Genomic DNA, 16,992 nt, shown 5'->3' with positions numbered 1-16,992 from the left:
GATGTAATGCGTCAGGATACGTAGTTAATTAGGGCAACTTCATGTAAACGAAATGATGCGTAAAACGAAATAAGGATAACTACATTTGTGCCGGAAGGCACATCGACAAGAGAAGGCAAGCCCTAAAGCTTGCCTTGAACGCTTGCGTGGTTGGCTACCCTTTTGGCCCCAACAACAGCCAAATGAGCAGGCCAATAAAGGGAAAAAAGAGCAGCACCAAAATCCATAGCAGCTTGGAAATCCCTCCGGCCGAACTTTTGGCCACTTTCACAATGGCCCAAATAACAATAAGCAGCCAGATGAGCCCTAACAGTCCCCCAACTTCAATCCCCATGGCAACTCCTTAGCCGTAACGCCATACATAACCGTAAGGCATAAATGATAATGGTAATGATAGTTAAGCTAAGCACAGGCACTAGCGCTTAACAAGCTCGCGGCTTAGCAAGGCGGATCCGCGCACGCTTGGGGTAAGCGCAGCACCATTTCCCCTTGTGACATCTCAATGGCGAGTAAGTTGAGAAAACTCATGCCCAATAGCACGGTGTCGCGCTCCATGCCGGGACCCATCGAGCCTTGAACGTTCTCAATGCGGATCCCGCCCAAGCGCACCTCATCGAGCTGGGTTAAATTGCCCTCCACTCGGCCATTGGCGGTGTTAAACCAGGCGCTGCGCTCCGGCTCCAAGCCCAGGGTATCGGCCAAGCTTTGCGGCACCGCCACGTAGGTCGCCCCGGTATCGAGCAAAAAGGTGACCGGTTTGCCGTTGATAAACCCCGGCGCCTGAAAGTGCCCCGCGCGGTTGCGCTTTAACGTTACTGGCCCACCGTCACTATCACTCTGGGCAATATGCGCATTGGGGCGCAGCATTTCCTCGAGCCCGCCGTGTAGCCACCATGTGCCGGTCGCCATCAGCAGCACCCAAAACAGCAGCATCATCACCAGGCCGGTGCCGTTGCGTTGCGACATGCTCCACCTCCTGCGCCGTTTAAGACGCCTGCCACTGTTCGGCGGCGGCCCGCCCCCGGGCCTCGTTCACCCGACTACACAGCAGCATAGCGGTAATGAACAGTACCGCACAGAGCAGTATCGATGCCTGCAAGCCGACCAGCGCCTGCAGTGTGCCAAGCATCACGATACCCAACACCCCCGCCAACTTATTGGCCAACCCCCAAAAGCCGAAAAATTCCGCGGTTTTGGAGAGCGGTGAAAATAGCCCCACCAGCGTCCGGCTCGCCGACTGACTGGAACCCAGGCTAGCCCCGGCCAGCGTCCCCACCACCAGAAACACATACTGAGACTGCCACTGCCAACCAAAGTGCCGGTTCACTAGGTCGGTGATCATGGGTGTTGCCCAGATACAGACAATCGCTAGCACCCAAAGGGCCAGGGTAATGAGGTAGGTTGGCTTGGCGCCCAAGCGATCCTGCACCCAGCCAAACCCCAGGGCACCGGCGGCGGCCGTGACCTGCACAATGATAAACATGATATTGCGCACGCCCTCATCCCAGCCAATCACCTGCGCGCCGTAGATAAAGGCGAAAGCGATAATGATGTAGACCCCGGCCATGGAGAAGAGCAGCGAGACCAAAAACACGCCCAAGTCCTTGAAGTAGCGCAAATCTCGCAGCGTGGACGTAACGCGCAGACGGGCAATGTGGCGGTAAGAGGCCGCCACCGGCTGCGGCTCGCCACGCTCTTTCAGGGTCAAAAACGTGGGGATGGCCGCGACCAGGAAAAACCCCGCGGCAAAGGGCCCCACCCAGCGGATGCGCTCAAAGTTCTCCGCCGTCGCCTCGCCTAACACCACCAGTGTAAATCCCGCGGCGAAAAGTCCGCCAATATACCCTAGCGCCCAACCAAAGCCAGAAATTTTCCCCAAGGCACTCGGCGGCCCTAGATCGGGCAGAAACGCAGCGATAAAGGATTCGCCCATGGAGTAGGCGTAGTTGGAGAGAATGATCAGCGCGAAGCCTAGCCAGATATACCCCGGCGCGACAAAGTACAAAAGCGCGGTGGTCACCACGGTGGCGATATAGCTTATAAACAGAAAGCGCTTTTTCTGCGCGCGGTAATCCATCACCGCCCCACACAGTGGCGCCGTGACCACCACCAGTAAATAGCTGATGGCCAGCGCCATGCTCCAGAGGAAATTCGCCAGACGGTAATCACCGCCACGCTCCCCCACGATCACGGTGGTGTAAAGTTCACCGAACACCACGGTAATAATCAGCAGCGTGTAGGCTTGATTGGCGAAATCAAACATCGCCCAGCCGAATATTTCACGACGAGAGGCGTACTGACGGGAACCGGTGGAAGCGGTGAGCATGCAAAGACTCTGTTTTTGAAGACCCTGTGGTTGAAGGTTATAACAGCCAGTGCGCGAGTACCGCGGCCAGCCCCACCAGCAGCGCGGCTGTGACCGCAACGCTCACCACGCGGTTCAGCCAGCGATCAAACGCAGCGCCTTTATCGCCGCGCGGCGTGGCTCCGTGCCGACTCTGCCCCTTCATCAGACGCTGATCTCCATGCGCCGCTCCCTCAGAGGGTGCGCTTTCGCGTCGCGGCTTGCGCACCAAGACCATCATCGTAGGAAATTTCGCTTGTTACGCCTTGATGCTACCAAGTTCTTTTCTGCCCTGCACCGTTAATATACGGTTCAAAACCTGCCCTTGAGCCTTGTTGAGGGCAAGCAAGTGCGATCCAGCCGGATGAACTCAGCAAGAAAAGTGTGTTCCAATGCCGCGAACACTCCCATTTGGAGGCTCTCATGCCACACCCAAACCACGATCAACGCAATGCCGCTTGGCAGGCTGCCCACCAGTGGCGCGAACGCGCGGCACAAACGCGCCCCGACGGCCTAATGGGTACCATCAAGCTGTTTTTCACCTGGCTGGCGTTCGGCGCGCTGTTGATCATCGGCCTGGTGCTCGGGCTCATGTTTTTGCTGGTGGGTTGGGCGATGATGCCGTTTGTGCGCCATAAGATGAAAAAGCGCATGGAGGCGATGCGCGCCCACCAGGCGCAGGATATCGGCAGCGGCCACGCTTACCGCGAATCGCGCAAGCCGCAGGATGTGCTTGAGGGGCACTACGAGGTCAAAGACAAAGATCGCAGCGCCTAGCCCTAGGCCGGGGGAACCAGCCACGCAAAGGCCGCGGCGAGCGCCAGCGGCATGATCACCAGGCTACCCAGGTTGCCGATCAGCACCAGTGAGGCGACCTTCTGCGGAGCGAGCTTATATTGCTCGGCGACAAGATAGTTGAGCACCGCGGGCGGCAGTGCGGCAAACACCAAAAGCACCGCCAACTGTAGCGGGTTCAGCGGCAGCAGTAGCATCAGCGGCAGCGCAATCACCAAACCCGACAGCGGGCAGAGTAGCGCCCCCAGTAGGCCGGTGCGCCAGTCGCTGAAGTCAATTTCCAATAGCCGCACGCCGAGCGCGAACAGCATCAGCGGGATACACACCCCGCCCAGCGTATTCATCGCTTCTAAAAGCCACCCCGGCAGCGGCACGCCACCCAAGTTCACGGTGAGCCCGGCAAGGCTTGCGAACACGATCGGCATGCGCAGCAAGCGCCACAGCGAGGTGCGCGGGTCGAGCATGTAAAGCCCCACCGAGAAGTGCAGCAGCATCTCGACGATAAACACCACGATCGCCGCCGGCAGCGCCTTTTCGCCAAACGCCAACACCAGAAGCGGCACGCCCATGTTGCCGGAATTATTGAACATCATCGGCGGTAAAAACACCTGGGTGTCGAGCTTAAGCCACTTGGCGAGCGGCCAGAGCACAAGCCCCGAGCCGAGCACCACCAGCGCCGCCGCGAGCGCCAGCCAAGCGTAGTCGGCAAGCGGCGCCTGACGGTCGGCCAGCACCGCGAACACCAGAAGCGGGACGAACAGCTCCATATTGAGCGTGTTGAGACTGCGGATATCCGGTGTGCGAAAGCGCCCATAGGCCGCGCCACAGCCGGCAATCAGAAACACCGGCAAGAGCGTGGCGAGAATCTGCCCGATCATTTACGCCTCGTCCCCCAGAAAACGCGCCCACAGCGTGGTCACGATCTCGCGCTCGGCCTGAAAATCGCCCTCCTCCACGCTGGCTTTTTCACCGGTCAGGGCCGCGCGGTGGGTGGTGCTGCGATAGGCCAGATACGCGTCGCGCAAACGCTCGGCTTCGTCCTCGGGCAAGTGCCCGCTTGATGCCAGGGTTTCCAGAATGCGGATGTTGTCACTGTAATCGAGCAGCGCGGGCGTTTCATGGGCAAACGCCAGCACTGCGTACTGGCACAGAAACTCGATATCCACCATGCCGCCGGCGTCGTGCTTGAGGTTGAAGGTGCCGGTTTTTTTGCTTGCCAGGTGGTCGCGCATCTTGTGGCGCATCTTGACCACCTCCTCGCAGAGCGCCTCTCGGCTACGCGGCTGCGCCAGAATATCACCGCGCACGGTGTTGAACTTCTCGGCCAGCGCCGCGTTCCCCGCCACCACGCGGGCGCGCACCAGCGCCTGATGCTCCCAGGTCCAGGCGTTTTCGCGCTGATAGTCGGCAAAGGCATCAAGAGAGGTCACCAAAAGCCCGGCGTTTCCCGAGGGCCTTAGGCGCATATCGACTTCGTAGAGCGAGCCGGCGGGGGTCACAGCGGTCAGCAGATGAATAATGCGCTGCCCCAGGCGGGTAAAAAACACCGGCGTATCCAGCGCGCGATCGCCGTCGGTGGTGCCTTTACCGTCGCTGTCGTGGAGAAACACCAGATCCAAATCGGAGCTATAGCCCAGCTCGATACCGCCGAGTTTGCCGTAGCCGACGATCAGAAACGCGGCCGTATCACGGCTCATGCCGGGCGGGGTGCCGTGCTTGCGCGTTAAGTGCTTCCACGCCATGGCGAGCACGGCATCGAGGATCACCTCGGCGATATAGGTTAAGTAATCGCTCACTTTCATTAGGTGACGCGTGCCGGCGATATCGGAGGCCGCGACGTGCAAGGTCTGCGCGTGCTTGAACACCCTAAGCGCTTCCAACTGCGCCTCTTCGTCATCCTCGGGAATACGGTTGAGCGTTTGGCGCAGCTCGTCGGCAAGCCGCGCTTTATCCGCCGGGGTATAGAGCGACTCCGGGGTCAGCAGCTCATCGAGCAGAATCGGGTAGCGGGCGAGCTGCTCGGCGATCCAGGGGCTCGCCGAGCACAGGTGCGTGAGGTGCTCAAGCGCCTGGGGGTTCTCGCGCAAAAGCGCCAGATAAGCGGTACGGCGCAGTACCGCCTCAAGCAGCGGCTGCACCCGAGGCAGCGCAGTGTCCGGCGTCTCGCTTTGTGCCAGCGCGTCGAGCAGCAGCGGCATCAGCGCATCCAGGCGCTCGTAGCCGATCCGCTGCATGCTTTGCACCGCCCGCGAATGGTAAAGCCCACTCAGGCGTTTAAGCGCCTTGGCGGGCTCCTTGAAGCCGGCCTGGGCCAAATAGGTTTCGGCCTCCTCCTGCTCTAACTCGCCGCGCCATACCAAGCGCCACTGCTCAAGGCTCGACTCGCTGCGACTGGCCTCTTCCACGTCCTCTTCCGGGTCGGCGATCACCGCATCGAAGTGGTGACGCACCCGCTCGCGCACTTCATCGAGCTTGGCGACCACCGCCGGCCAGTCCTCCATATCCAGCGCCAAGGCCACGCGCTCGCGGTCGAGTGCGTCATCCGGCAGGCGCTGCGTTTGGCGATCTTCCAACGCCTGCAGGGCGTGTTCCACATCGCGCAGAAAGGCGTAATCGGGGAGAAGCTCTTCCACCACCGCCTGGGGTAAGAGCCCCAGGTCGGGCAGGCGGCTGAGCGCGCGATAAAGCGAGGTGACCTGTAGCTCGGTATCGCGACCGCCGCGAATCAGCTGAAACGCCTGCACCACGAACTCCACTTCGCGAATACCGCCCGGGCCGAGCTTGATGTTGCTCTCCATGCCCTTGCGCTTCACTTCGCGGTTGATCATCGCTTTCAGTTCGCGCAGCGACTCGATGGCGCCAAAATCGAGGTATTTGCGGTAGACAAAGGGGCGCAAACTGGCCAGCAGCTCATCGCCCGCGTCAAGATCCCCCGCCACCGGGCGCGCCTTGAGCATGGCGTAGCGCTCCCACTCCCGTCCCTGGTCTTGGTAGTAGGCCGACAGCGCGGAGAAGCTGCCCACCAGCGGGCCGCCATCGCCCAGCGGGCGTAGGCGCATATCCACCCGAAAGGCGAAGCCGTCGGCGGTTACCGCATCGAGGGCGGCGATCAGTTTTTGCCCTAGCTTGGTAAAATACTCCTGGTGGTCGAGCGCCTTGCGCCCGCCCTGGGTTTCGCCGCTCTCGGGGAAGGCGAAAATCAGGTCGATATCCGAGGAGAGATTGAGCTCCCCGGCGCCGAGCTTGCCCATGCCCAGCACGACCAGGCGCTGTTCACTCTCGTCACGGCGCGGCGCGGGCCGTCCCCAGCGCGGTTCTAAGAAGGCCTCTAGCCAGCCAAGCGCCCCTTCCAAGCACACCTCGGCCAACGCCGAGACCGCCCGCGCGGTGTCCCACATGGCATAGCCTTCGGGGCGGTTAATATTACGCCAGACAATGCCGAGCATGCGCGCTTGGCGAAAGCGGCGCACCGCCTGGTGCATGGCAGTCTCATCCTCGGCCTCGTCCAAACGCTCGGCCAGCCACGCCGCCTGCGTCTCGCGGCTGGGGGTGGCGTCCAGTTCGCCGGCGGCATCGAGTTCGGCGAGCAGCGTGGGTGTGCGCACCAGCACATCCAGCGCAAAGGTGGAGACCGTGACCACCCGGGCAAGCGCTTCACGACGCGACGCGCTCAAGGCTTCCCAGCTTTCCGAGGGCGGCTCCTGGTCGGTCATCGACGCGATGTTATCCGCCTGCGCGAGTGCTTCGTTTAAGCGCTCGCGCGCCTGTTGCGCCGTCGCCGTCAAAGAGGCGGGCAGAAAGTCCAGCGGTAACACGTCGTCGTTGAGTTCCATAGCATCCTCGCGGGTTGTTGTTTTATCCGAAAAAGCCTATCCCCAGAACTTTTGCCAGCCTAGCAGGCCCCAGGTCAGCCCGGCGAGTATCAGCGCCAACATCACCGCGGCCGAGCCAATATCCTTGGCGCGCCCGGAGAGTTCGTGGGGCTCCGTACCAATGCGATCGACCACGCTTTCGATCGCGCTGTTCAAAAGCTCGGTGATCAACACCAGCACGCAGCTGCCCACCAGCAACAGCCAGGCGAGCGGCCCATCCCCGATCCACCACGCCAGCGGTAGCAGCGCCAGGGTGATCGCCACCTCTTGGCGAAACGCGGCTTCGTGACGAAACGCCGCTTTTAGGCCTTTTAACGAGTAGTGCGTGGAGTGCTTTAAGTGCGTTAAGCCCGTATGACCCGGTTTCATCGTGCGACCTCACGTAGCAAGCCAAGCGTTGGCGGTTAATGGGCCTGAATCATGGCGTCAAGGTCCTGTGCTAGCGGCTCAAGCACCTTCGTCCAGTTGAGATAGGGCGTGCGCGAATCACCGTTCACCAGCACGCTGAATACACCCCAGCGCCCGCTTTCGGTGCGAAAGTAGCCCGCCACGGCCCGCACCGCGAACGGTTGGTTGAGCGTCCCCGTTTTGAGCATCACGTTGTGTTGGAACGTCTCGGAACCGCGCCGAATAAAGCGCATCACCCCATTGGCGGGCGACTGAAAGGCGGCGACAAAGCTGGGAAAGAGCGACGCTTGGTGAAACATCGACTCAAGCATGACGTTAACCCCGTGGGCGCTGGTGCGGTTTTCCGTGGTCAAGCCGCTGCCGCTCTCCAGCGTGATCGGACCGTGGTCGGGCAAGCTGTTCGCATACGCTTCAAGCGCTTCGCCAGCCTGGCGAAGCTGCGCTTTGGGCGTCTCGACCAAGTTCAGCGCCAGCACGTCGGCCATGTAGTTGTTGGAGTAGTTCATCACCCGTAAGAGAATCTCTTGCACCGGCTTGCTATCGACCGCCGCCAGCCGGCTTGCGCCTTGAGGCGGCGGCTCGGTGGTCACCCGTGGCTCAGCGCCCATCGCGATGCCCGAGCGGATGAGCATGGCGTGAAGGGTTTGCGCGGTTTGCGCGGCGCTGTCGCTCGCCGCCCGGTAGACATCCCGGGGCCAGGCATTGGTGGAGATCTGCCCGCTGATGCGCATGATATCGCCGCGCTCGTCGGTAATGCGCTCGGCGTTGAGCTCGGTGCCGCTATTATCGGGGCGGGTCGTGACGCGGTTATCCACCCTTGTGAGCGACGACGGGCCATCGCAATGCGTAATCAGCGCGGGCTCGCCCGGCGCGACCGCAGGCGCCACATTGACGCACCAGCTGCCAAAGTTCACCCCGGCCGAGGAGAGCGGCGCGCTGTAGCTATTCGCCACCCGGTCCAGCGCCTCGCAGCGGTCGGTGGTGATGCACGCCACCGGGCCAAAGCGCCACTGGCTCACCACCAAGCCACCCGCCACCTCGCGCACGCCGGCCTGCTGCAGCCGCTGCACCAGGCGCCAAAGGTTTTCGCTGGTAAGCCCGGGGTCGCCGCCGCCGTTAAACACCAGATCGCCCTGCAGCACGCCGTTGGCGTCGATGTCACCGCGACTCACTAACTCAGTGGTAAAGCGGTGCTGCGGGCCGAAGCGGTTAAGCGCGGCGGCGGCCAGGTAGGCCTTGGTCACCGAGGCGGGGGAGCGCATCTCCCGGGGGTTGATGCTGGCAAGCGTCGCCTTGGGGCTGTTCAAAAGTCGCGCCTCGGCGCTAATGGCAAAGCCGCTCTCTTGCAGCGCCGCCAGACGTGAAAAGTCCGCCATCGCCGCCGGGCTTACCAGCAGCGTCAGCGCCGCGAGCGAAGCGACCATCCACCGGGGGCGCCTGGGTAATAACGCGTTATTCACTCTTTGCATCCTTCGTCTTTGCATCCTGAAACCTTCACATGCTTAATTTTTTACAAACAAAATTAGTGAACGCTCATCTTGGAAAATACCTGCAGAAGCACCACGCCGGCCACAATCAGACCTATTCCGAGGATCCCGGGCCAATCGGGGCGCTCGCCGAATACCACGATGCCGACGAGGGTAACCAGCACGATGCCAAGGCCCGCCCAGATCGCGTAGGCCACGCCGACCGGCAGCGTGCGCAGCGCCAAGCTTAACAAGTAAAACGCCACGCCGTAGCCCACTACCACCACGATGCTCGGCAGCAGGCGAGTAAAACCCATGGAGGCCTTGAGCGCGCTGGTCGCCACCACTTCAGCCACAATCGCGAGAACTAAATAGACGAAGGTCATACACGCTCCAAATTCACGGTAAGGCGCCAGAGAGCCTGGCCGCTGTGGTCATACTTTGCTTCAAAGGGCGTTAAATAGTCGCCGTTCGGGTGGTGGGCTTCAACGACCGGCTGCTTGCCGGTGGCCTGCACCACGGCTTCGGCGAACTCCTCAAGGTAAATTTGCCAGTTCGAGCGCAGCTCCAGACGCCCACCCAGCGCCAGCAGCGTGGGAAAGACCGGGTGTCCGTGCCAGCGCCGGTTTAAATGCGCCGCCTTGGGATAGGGATTGGGGTAAAGCAGGTAGTGACGCTCAGGCGACCAACCCGCGCGCGCTGCCAAGCGCCAGAAATCGACCAAATCGGCGCGCACTAACAGGGCATTATCCGGCAACTCACCGTGATCGCGCCCCAAGCGATCCTCGCTGCGATCAACCCCAATCACCGCGTGACTAGGAAAAGCCGCCGCCAAGCGCCGTGTGGAGAGCCCCACCCCGCAGCCCGAATCGAGAATCAAGGGCGCGTTACGTTCGCCAAGCCAGGTTGCGGCGTGGTCAAACGCGGCCTGCGTGTGCGCGGCAACAGGCTTTTGTAACGGGTGAGCAAGCGCCCGTGCCACACGGCGCGAGACATCCTGGTGCGGCCCGGTTTGGTTGGACTGCACCGCGCGCGATCGCTTTAACATGGCGTTTCTCACAAAATAGTGGCGGAAAAGCGCCAGATTCTAACAGGCTCCCGTGCTTGTAGCATGACGCCGTTGCACGCCCGGTGCTATGATCACAACCCAGTAAATGATGAAGCGCACGCGACAATCCCGTTACCGTTCGTGTGCCGATAACGATTTTGACCACCACCGCACCACGAGGAACCCGGCTTGTCACACTTACCGGTGATTGTCGGCATGGGCGGCATCAATCCCGCCGGCAGAACCTCGGGCCATCAGGCCTTTCGCCGCACCGTGCTTGATGCACTCTCTGCCGATCAGCAACGTCAGACCTTAAAGAGCCTGGCCGCACTCATGCGCCTTAACGTTGAGGCCACTCCCTCCTTTGATGCGCTACGCGACGCGGTGCTCACGCATACCCTGGTGCGACGCAACGAAGACCCGCGCTTCAACCCGCCGGGGCTGCCCGCCAATCGCCAGGCAACGCTCGGCTTAAGCGAGCCGCTGCGTTTTCAACTACGCCGCCGCCAGCTTCCCGAGCACCTTCCTGATCATTGGCAAGTGCGCGAACTCGACGCCCGCATGGTAGAAGTCAGCGTGCCCCAGGGCGATTTCAACGTGCTGCTGCCCGACGCTCAGCTACCCAGGGTCTCGACGGCGGCGCAGCTGCCCAGCGGCTTCGACCCGGCCGCGCTTTACCGCAGCGTTCACCACCCGCGCGGGCTCTCCATGGCGATTTTTGCCGCCAGCGACTGCCTGGGGGCGAGCGGCTTCCACTGGGAGACGCTGCGCCAAACCCTGGACCCCAACCACGTCTCCGTCTATGCCGGCAACTCCATCGGCCAGCTTGATGAACAAGGCTGGGGCGGGCTCTTAAAAAGCCTGGTCAGCGGGCAGCGTGCCACGTCCAAACAGATGCCGCTGGGCTACGGCCAAATGCCGGCCGATTTTTTGAACGCCTATGTGCTCGGCAGCGTCGGCGGCACCGGCGCTGCGCTCGGCGCCTGCGCCAGTTTTTTGTATAACCTGCGCTTGGGTATCGACGACATTCGCGCCGGGCGCAGCCGCGTGGTGATGGTGGGCACCGCCGATGCGCCGATCACCCCGGAAATCATCGAGGGCTTTCGCGCCATGGGGGCGCTGGCCGACGACGCCGGGCTCAAGGCGTTGGACGCGCTGGAGATGTTGAACGACGCCGACTATCAGCGCGCCTGCCGCCCGTTCGCGCGCAACTGCGGCTTCACCATGGCCGAGGCGAGTCAGTTCGTGATGCTGATGGACGACACCCTGGCGCTGGATATCGGCGCCGACATTCTCGGCGCGGTGCCGGATGTGTTCGTCAACGCCGACGGTTTCAAGCGCTCCATCTCGGCCCCGGGTATCGGCAACTACGTCACCCTGGGCAAGGCGGCGTCGCTCGCGCGCAGTCTGCTCGGCGAGCGGGCGCTTCAAGAGCGGACCTTCCTTCACGCCCACGGCACCAGCACGCCCAAAAATCGCGTGACCGAATCCCATGTGTTTGACGAAATCGCCCGCGCCAACGGCATCAGCGACTGGCCGCTGGTGGCGGTCAAAGCCTTTGTCGGCCACTCGCAAGGCTCCGCGGCGGGGGATCAGCTGATGAGCGCGCTGGGCAGTTTTGCCCACGGCGTGCTGCCCGGCATCCCGACGCTGGACGCGGTCGCCGATGACGTCTACGCCAGCCGCCTGCGCTTTTCCCAAAGCGCTCAGTCGTTTCAGGGCGACGCCGCCTTTATCAATGCCAAGGGCTTTGGCGGCAACAACGCCACCGGTGTGGTGCTCTCGCCCGCGGTCACCGAGCGGCTGCTCACCCAGCGCCATGGCGCCGGCGCGATCAGCGCGTGGAAAAAGCGTCGCGACGGCGTGCGCGAGGCCGCTAATGCCTACCTCGCCCAAGCCGACCGCGGCGATTATCAGCCGCGCTATCAGTTTGGCGAGGCCGTGCTCGAAGGCCCCGAGCTTGAGATACACGCCGACCGGATTCATATCCCCGGCTACGCTCAAGCCGTATCGCTGAGTGTCGACAACCCCTTCGGCCACCTGGACGAGGGGACACCGGATGACGAGGAGGCGTGATGAACATTGCCGTGTACCCCGGCACCTTTGACCCCATCACCAACGGGCATTTCGACCTGATCGAACGTGGCGCGCGCATGTTTGACCGGGTCATCCTGGCCATCGCCGAAAGCCCCAGTAAGCGCCCCACCCTTGATCTCGAGACGCGCATCGCGCTCGCCCGAGAGGTCTGTCGTGACCTTCCCAACACCGAGGTGATCGGTTTCTCCTCGCTTTTGACCTCCTTCATGCGCGAGCAGCAGGCCAACATCATTCTGCGCGGGCTACGCGCGGTATCGGACTTCGAGTACGAGCTGCAGCTCGCCAACATGAACCGCGCGCAATACCCCGAGCTTGAAAGCGTGTTTCTCACCCCGGCGCTGGAAAACTCCTATATTTCTTCCACCATCGTGCGCGAAATCGCGCGGCTAGGCGGCGACATTTCGTCGCTGGTGCATCCGCAGGTCGCGCAGGCGCTGCACAAGCACTACAATAGCTAGCCAACCGCCTATTGTTGAGTAAAACACTCAGGTATCGCCCATCGCGACACCTGGGTGGCGACGCCATACGTGAGGTACGCCCATGGCCCTGATGATTACCGACGAGTGCATTAACTGCGACGTCTGCGAACCCGAATGCCCCAACGACGCCATCTCCCCCGGCGAGGAGATCTACGTCATCGACCCCAACCTGTGTACCGAGTGCGTGGGCCACTACGATGAGCCCCAGTGCCAGCAGGTATGCCCGGTGGACTGCATCCCCCTTGACCCCGAGCGCCCCGAAACCCACGACCAGCTGATGGAAAAGTACCGCCGTATCACCTCGAACTAACCCACCGCCGTGTCCTTGGCCGTTTCGCCATCACGCCAGCGCATCTGGGCGCTGGCGTGGCCGATTATTCTCTCCAATATCACCGTTCCGCTGCTGGGGCTGGTGGACACCGCCGTGGTGGGTCACCTGCCGGACTCGCGCTACCTGGCCGCCGTGACGCTGGGGGCGACGCTGTTTAGCTTTCTCTACTGGGGGTTTGGCTTTTTGCGCATGGGCACCACCGGGCTCACCGCCCAGGCGGTCGGGCGCGAAAGCGACGAGGCGGTGCGCAACCTGCTCGGCCAGGCGCTGATCATGGCCGCGGTGATCGGCACGCTGCTGATTGCGTTCTCCTCGCCGCTGATTTCGCTGGGCCTTACGCTGCTTGATGGCAGCGAAACGGCCACGCCCCTGGCGCGGGAGTACGCCGAAATCCGCATCCTCTCGGCCCCGGCAGTGCTGGCGAACTACGCGATTTTGGGCTGGTTTCTCGGTCAGCAGAATTCACGCGTGACGCTTCTGATTTTAGTGCTCACCAATAGCGTCAATATCGTGCTGGATCTCTGGTTCGTGGTGGGCCTTAAGATGACCAGCGACGGCGTGGCCTGGGCGAGCGTGCTGGCCGACTACTCGGCGCTTATCGTGGGCGCCACGCTGGTACTGCGCCAGCTCGGCACTCTTGACGGGCGCTTTTTGCGCCGCGAACTCACCTCACTGGGCGCTTACCGCGCGCTGTTTCACGTTAACGCCAACCTCTTCTTGCGCACCCTGGGGCTACTATTCGCGATCGCGTTTTTCACCTCTCAGGGGGCACGCCAGGGGGACACCATCCTGGCGGCCAACGCGGTGCTACTGCAGTTCATCATGCTCACAAGCTACGCGCTGGATGGCTTTGCCCACGCCGCAGAGTCGCTCGTAGGGCGCGCTTACGGGCGCCGCGACTGGCAGGCCTTCGCCGCCACGGTAAAAGCGGCGGCACGCTTTTCACTCTGGACGACGATAGCCGCCTCATTGGCGTTCGCGCTCGGCGGTAATGCGCTGATTGCCCTGCTCACGGGACTTCCGGAGGTGCGCGCCACGGCGGCGGTGTACCTGCCCTGGATGGTGGTCATGCCGTTGATCGCGGTATGGAGCTATCTGTTCGACGGCGTTTTTATCGGCACCACGGCGGTGACGGAGATGCGCAATAGCATTTTTATTGCCCTGGCGGTCTATCTGCCCACCTGGTGGCTCGCCACCCGACTTCTTGAGCATGAGCTTCACAATCACGCGCTGTGGTTCTCTTTCACGCTGTTTACCCTGGTGCGCTCGGGCGTGCTGCTCCTTTACTACCGCCGCTATCGGCTGACCCATTGGCGCTAAGCGCCTGGCTCCTTCGACAAGCTCAGGATGACCGGGTGGTCGCCGTTCGCTCTGAGCCTGTCGAAGAGTAAAACACCATCACTGCAAAATTTGGTGCAAAAGTCGTATATTGGTAGCGCACGTCATACCGCATAAAAGCAACCAATAAAAGCGAGTCACTTATGTTAAAGATGATTTCAAAACCGGCCGTGAAGCTGGTCGATCGCTATTTGCCCGACCCTTATATTTTTGTTTTGCTCCTCACGGTCATTGCCGCGGTCGCGGCGATTGCCGTTGAACGCCAGACGCCACTGGCGGTGATGCGGATGTGGGGCGATGGCTTTTGGAACCTCCTCACCTTCTCGATGCAGATGCTGCTGGTGCTGGTGACCGGCTTTATGCTGGCGAGCTCGCCGCCGGTGAAACGCCTACTGCAAAAAATCGCCGGCTTCGCCGCAAGCCCTGGCGGTGCGATTTTGCTGGTGACCTATGTGTCGCTTGCCGCCAGCTGGATCAACTGGGGGTTTGGCCTGGTGGTGGGCGCGCTGTTCGCCAAGGAGCTGGCCAAGCTGGTGAAAGTCGACTACCGCCTGCTGGTGGCCAGCGCCTACTCGGGCTTTGTGATTTGGCACGGCGGGCTTGCGGGCTCGATTCCGCTGACGATCGCCACCGACGGCCACTTTACCGCCGACCAAATCGGCGTGATTGGTACCGGCTCCACGATCTTTGCCTTCTTTAACCTGGCGATCGTGGTATGCCTGTTTATCGTCATGCCGCTGGTCAACCGCATGATGCTGCCAGACGAAAAAGACAGTATCTACGTGGACCGCGCCCAGCTTGAAGACGCCACCGACGACTCAGCCCCCGTGCGCATTACCCGCCCGGCGGAGCGGCTGGAAAACAGCGTGATGTTGGCCTGGCTGGTGGGCATCCCGGGGCTTATCTTTCTGCTTGACCACTTCGTGCTGCGCGGCGGCGGGCTGAACCTGAACGTGGTCAACTTTATGTTCCTGTTTCTCGCCATTGTGCTGCACCGCACGCCGCGTAGCCTTTTGACCAGCTTGAACGAAGCGGTCAAGGGCGGCGCCGGCATCGTTATTCAGTTCCCCTTCTACGCTGGCATCATGGCGATCATGATCCAGTCGGGTCTCGCGGCAAGCATGTCGGCGTGGCTGGTCTCCTTTGCGACCGAAACCTCGCTGCCGTTCTGGACGTTCATTAGCGCCGGCATCGTCAACCTGTTCGTGCCTTCGGGCGGCGGCCAGTGGGCCGTGCAGGCGCCGGTGATGCTGCCGGCCGCCGAAGCGCTGGGCGCGGATGTGTCACGTATCGCCATGGCGGTTGCCTGGGGCGACGCCTGGACCAACCTGCTGCAGCCGTTCTGGGCGCTGCCGGTTCTGGCCATTGCCGGGCTCAAGGCCAAGGACATCATGGGCTTTTGCCTGGTGCAGCTGTTTATCACCGGTGCGATTATCTCCGCGGGTCTGGTATGGTTTTAAGCGCTGACAATACATGCTGAACATTAAGTGCTAAAAAAAGACCCAAGAGGTAGCCGTGTCGCTATTTTTGCACTGGATCGAATACGTCGCGCTCACGGTGGAGGCCGTGGGCGTGGCCGTGATGGTGGCGGGCTTTGTGATCGCCACCTATCGCTTTGCTCGCCACCCCCACTTCTACGACAGCCGTCATGCGTACCTGGCGTATCGCCACGGCATTGGCCGCTCCATTTTAGTGGGCTTGGATTTTTTGATTGCCGGCGACTTGGTCAAAACCGTGATTGTCGTCAACACCGGTGAACAGGTCGCCACTCTCGCCGCCGTGGTGCTGATTCGGGCGTTTTTGGGTTTTACCCTGCACGTCGAGGTCGAGGGCCACTGGCCTTGGCAAACGCGCCAATACAGCCGCCGGCGCGACGACGACCACCATCTACCGTCTTAACCGATCCCCCTCAACGACGAGAGCCCCATGTCTTCTTCCCATGACGCCCACGATGCGCCGCTCCCCGGGCAGCGCGATCTCTCCATGACCGTGCTGATGACCCCGGATATGGCCAACTTCAGCGGCAAAGTCCACGGCGGCGCGATTCTCAAAAAGCTCGATGAAGTCGCCTACGCCTGCGCCAGCCGCTACTCGGGCCACTACGTGGTCACGCTGTCGGTAGATCAGGTACTGTTTAAACAGCCGATTCACGTGGGGGAGTTGGTGACATTTCTCGCCTGCGTGAACCACGTCGGACGCTCCTCCATGGAAGTCGGCATCAAGGTGGTCGCGGAGGATATTCGCCAAAAAGTCATCCGCCACACCAATAGCTGCTATCTCAGCATGGTGGCGGTGGATGAGAAGGGAAAGCCCGCCCGCGTGCCGCCGCTGCGCTTGGAAACGCCGCTGCAGAAGCTGCGCTTTGAGAAAGCCGCGCTGCGCAAAAAACTGCGCAAGCAAGCCGAGCGCGAAGAGCAGTTGACCCAACAGCAACACGAGGCCTCAAGCTGAAGGCGCGATGTTGATGGAGGCGGAGCCGTGGCGCCAAAAACCTACGCGCCACGGAGGGTGGGAGTGCTAGCTAGCCGCTTCCTGGACGGCTTCACCGCCCTCTTCCACGTCTTGGCCAAGACCCGCCATGGTATTACAGCCGCTGAGCGCGCCCATGGCCATTAGCGCAATAAAGCTGCCTGCGAGGGCTTTTTTGATGCTGAATCGTTTCATTGCACTTTTCATTGCACTCTCCTTCCCTTTTTACCTTTCATCGGTACATTGCATCGATTAAACATGGATCGGCGCAGCCCTATGGATTATCTCACCGCGCTTTTTAAGCGTAACAGCAATGATGGGATTACGCTCATTAAGGCTGCTATG

General features: G+C 61.6%; 19 protein-coding genes. 8 read left to right on the top strand and 11 right to left on the bottom strand.

Features of this window, described 5'->3' with window-relative positions:
* Nucleotides 1-154: 154 nt before the first annotated feature.
* The 4 genes from BQ9846_RS08980 to BQ9846_RS08965 form a co-directional block, all read right to left on the bottom strand.
* A complete protein-coding gene (locus tag BQ9846_RS08980) occupies nucleotides 155-334 on the bottom strand; it encodes a PLDc N-terminal domain-containing protein (protein WP_075880660.1) in 180 nt (59 codons plus the stop codon).
* 104 nt (nucleotides 335-438) lie between these two features.
* Nucleotides 439-966: a retropepsin-like aspartic protease family protein gene (locus tag BQ9846_RS08975; RefSeq protein WP_075880659.1), complete on the bottom strand. Its 528-nt coding sequence runs from the start codon at nucleotides 964-966 to the stop codon at nucleotides 439-441.
* Between the two features lie 19 nt (nucleotides 967-985).
* Nucleotides 986-2,326 carry an MFS transporter gene (locus BQ9846_RS08970; RefSeq protein ID WP_075880658.1) on the bottom strand — a complete coding sequence of 447 codons (1,341 nt, stop codon included), beginning with the start codon at nucleotides 2,324-2,326 and terminating at the stop codon, nucleotides 986-988.
* A gap of 37 nt (nucleotides 2,327-2,363) precedes the next feature.
* On the bottom strand, nucleotides 2,364-2,585 hold the full coding sequence (locus BQ9846_RS08965) for a hypothetical protein (RefSeq protein WP_075880657.1): 222 nt from the start codon (nucleotides 2,583-2,585) through the stop codon (nucleotides 2,364-2,366).
* Between the two features lie 182 nt (nucleotides 2,586-2,767).
* On the opposite strand from BQ9846_RS08965, the gene BQ9846_RS08960 reads away from it, so the two are divergent.
* Complete coding sequence (locus BQ9846_RS08960) at nucleotides 2,768-3,121, top strand: hypothetical protein (RefSeq protein ID WP_075880656.1); 354 nt, start codon at nucleotides 2,768-2,770, stop codon at nucleotides 3,119-3,121.
* A 2-nt stretch (nucleotides 3,122-3,123) separates the two neighbouring features.
* Here the strand turns inward: BQ9846_RS08960 and BQ9846_RS08955 are convergent, their stop codons facing one another.
* Genes BQ9846_RS08955 through trmB form a run of 6 tightly spaced genes read right to left on the bottom strand, consistent with a single transcriptional unit; the run spans nucleotide 3,124 to nucleotide 9,933 of the window.
* On the bottom strand, nucleotides 3,124-4,017 hold the full coding sequence (locus BQ9846_RS08955) for an AEC family transporter (protein WP_075880655.1): 894 nt from the start codon (nucleotides 4,015-4,017) through the stop codon (nucleotides 3,124-3,126).
* The gene (gene glnE / locus BQ9846_RS08950) at nucleotides 4,018-6,972 is read right to left on the bottom strand and encodes a bifunctional [glutamate--ammonia ligase]-adenylyl-L-tyrosine phosphorylase/[glutamate--ammonia-ligase] adenylyltransferase (protein ID WP_075880654.1); all 2,955 of its coding nucleotides are present in this window, start codon (nucleotides 6,970-6,972) and stop codon (nucleotides 4,018-4,020) included.
* A gap of 36 nt (nucleotides 6,973-7,008) precedes the next feature.
* Entirely contained in the window at nucleotides 7,009-7,380 is a 372-nt protein-coding gene (locus BQ9846_RS08945) for a diacylglycerol kinase (RefSeq protein ID WP_075880653.1), read from the bottom strand.
* A gap of 35 nt (nucleotides 7,381-7,415) precedes the next feature.
* Complete coding sequence (dacB, locus tag BQ9846_RS08940) at nucleotides 7,416-8,888, bottom strand: D-alanyl-D-alanine carboxypeptidase/D-alanyl-D-alanine endopeptidase (RefSeq protein ID WP_075880652.1); 1,473 nt, start codon at nucleotides 8,886-8,888, stop codon at nucleotides 7,416-7,418.
* 53 nt (nucleotides 8,889-8,941) lie between these two features.
* Nucleotides 8,942-9,271: a DMT family transporter gene (locus BQ9846_RS08935; protein ID WP_075880651.1), complete on the bottom strand. Its 330-nt coding sequence runs from the start codon at nucleotides 9,269-9,271 to the stop codon at nucleotides 8,942-8,944.
* On the bottom strand, nucleotides 9,268-9,933 hold the full coding sequence (gene trmB, locus BQ9846_RS08930; RefSeq protein WP_075880650.1) for a tRNA (guanine(46)-N(7))-methyltransferase TrmB: 666 nt from the start codon (nucleotides 9,931-9,933) through the stop codon (nucleotides 9,268-9,270). The genes BQ9846_RS08935 and trmB overlap by 4 nt, the downstream gene beginning before the upstream one ends.
* A 216-nt stretch (nucleotides 9,934-10,149) precedes the next feature.
* On the opposite strand from trmB, the gene BQ9846_RS08925 reads away from it, so the two are divergent.
* The 7 genes from BQ9846_RS08925 (at nucleotide 10,150) to BQ9846_RS08895 (ending at nucleotide 16,629) form a co-directional block, all read left to right on the top strand.
* A complete protein-coding gene (locus BQ9846_RS08925) occupies nucleotides 10,150-12,009 on the top strand; it encodes a beta-ketoacyl synthase (RefSeq protein ID WP_075881709.1) in 1,860 nt (619 codons plus the stop codon).
* Nucleotides 12,009-12,488, top strand: a complete 480-nt coding sequence (gene coaD, locus BQ9846_RS08920) for a pantetheine-phosphate adenylyltransferase (RefSeq protein WP_075880649.1) — start codon at nucleotides 12,009-12,011, stop codon at nucleotides 12,486-12,488. The genes BQ9846_RS08925 and coaD overlap by 1 nt, the downstream gene beginning before the upstream one ends.
* An 82-nt stretch (nucleotides 12,489-12,570) precedes the next feature.
* Complete coding sequence (locus tag BQ9846_RS08915; protein ID WP_075880648.1) at nucleotides 12,571-12,819, top strand: YfhL family 4Fe-4S dicluster ferredoxin; 249 nt, start codon at nucleotides 12,571-12,573, stop codon at nucleotides 12,817-12,819.
* Between the two features lie 9 nt (nucleotides 12,820-12,828).
* A complete protein-coding gene (locus BQ9846_RS08910) occupies nucleotides 12,829-14,160 on the top strand; it encodes an MATE family efflux transporter (RefSeq protein ID WP_422821882.1) in 1,332 nt (443 codons plus the stop codon).
* A 161-nt stretch (nucleotides 14,161-14,321) separates the two neighbouring features.
* The gene (locus tag BQ9846_RS08905; RefSeq protein ID WP_075880647.1) at nucleotides 14,322-15,638 is read left to right on the top strand and encodes a short-chain fatty acid transporter; all 1,317 of its coding nucleotides are present in this window, start codon (nucleotides 14,322-14,324) and stop codon (nucleotides 15,636-15,638) included.
* Nucleotides 15,639-15,693: 55 nt separating this feature from the next.
* Entirely contained in the window at nucleotides 15,694-16,077 is a 384-nt protein-coding gene (locus BQ9846_RS08900) for a DUF1622 domain-containing protein (protein ID WP_075880646.1), read from the top strand.
* 27 nt (nucleotides 16,078-16,104) lie between these two features.
* The gene (locus BQ9846_RS08895; protein ID WP_075880645.1) at nucleotides 16,105-16,629 is read left to right on the top strand and encodes an acyl-CoA thioesterase; all 525 of its coding nucleotides are present in this window, start codon (nucleotides 16,105-16,107) and stop codon (nucleotides 16,627-16,629) included.
* Nucleotides 16,630-16,695: 66 nt separating this feature from the next.
* Here BQ9846_RS08895 and BQ9846_RS08890 read toward each other — a convergent pair whose 3' ends face one another.
* Nucleotides 16,696-16,854 (bottom strand): entericidin A/B family lipoprotein, encoded by a 159-nt coding sequence (locus tag BQ9846_RS08890; RefSeq protein ID WP_237416662.1) that lies wholly within the window; start codon nucleotides 16,852-16,854, stop codon nucleotides 16,696-16,698.
* Nucleotides 16,855-16,992: the final 138 nt, after the last annotated feature.

Source organism: Vreelandella massiliensis (genome assembly GCF_900155385.1).
Taxonomy (GTDB): domain Bacteria; phylum Pseudomonadota; class Gammaproteobacteria; order Pseudomonadales; family Halomonadaceae; genus Vreelandella; species Vreelandella massiliensis.
Note: the sequence above shows the minus strand (reverse complement) of the source record. Positions and strands in the feature narration are given on the sequence as shown.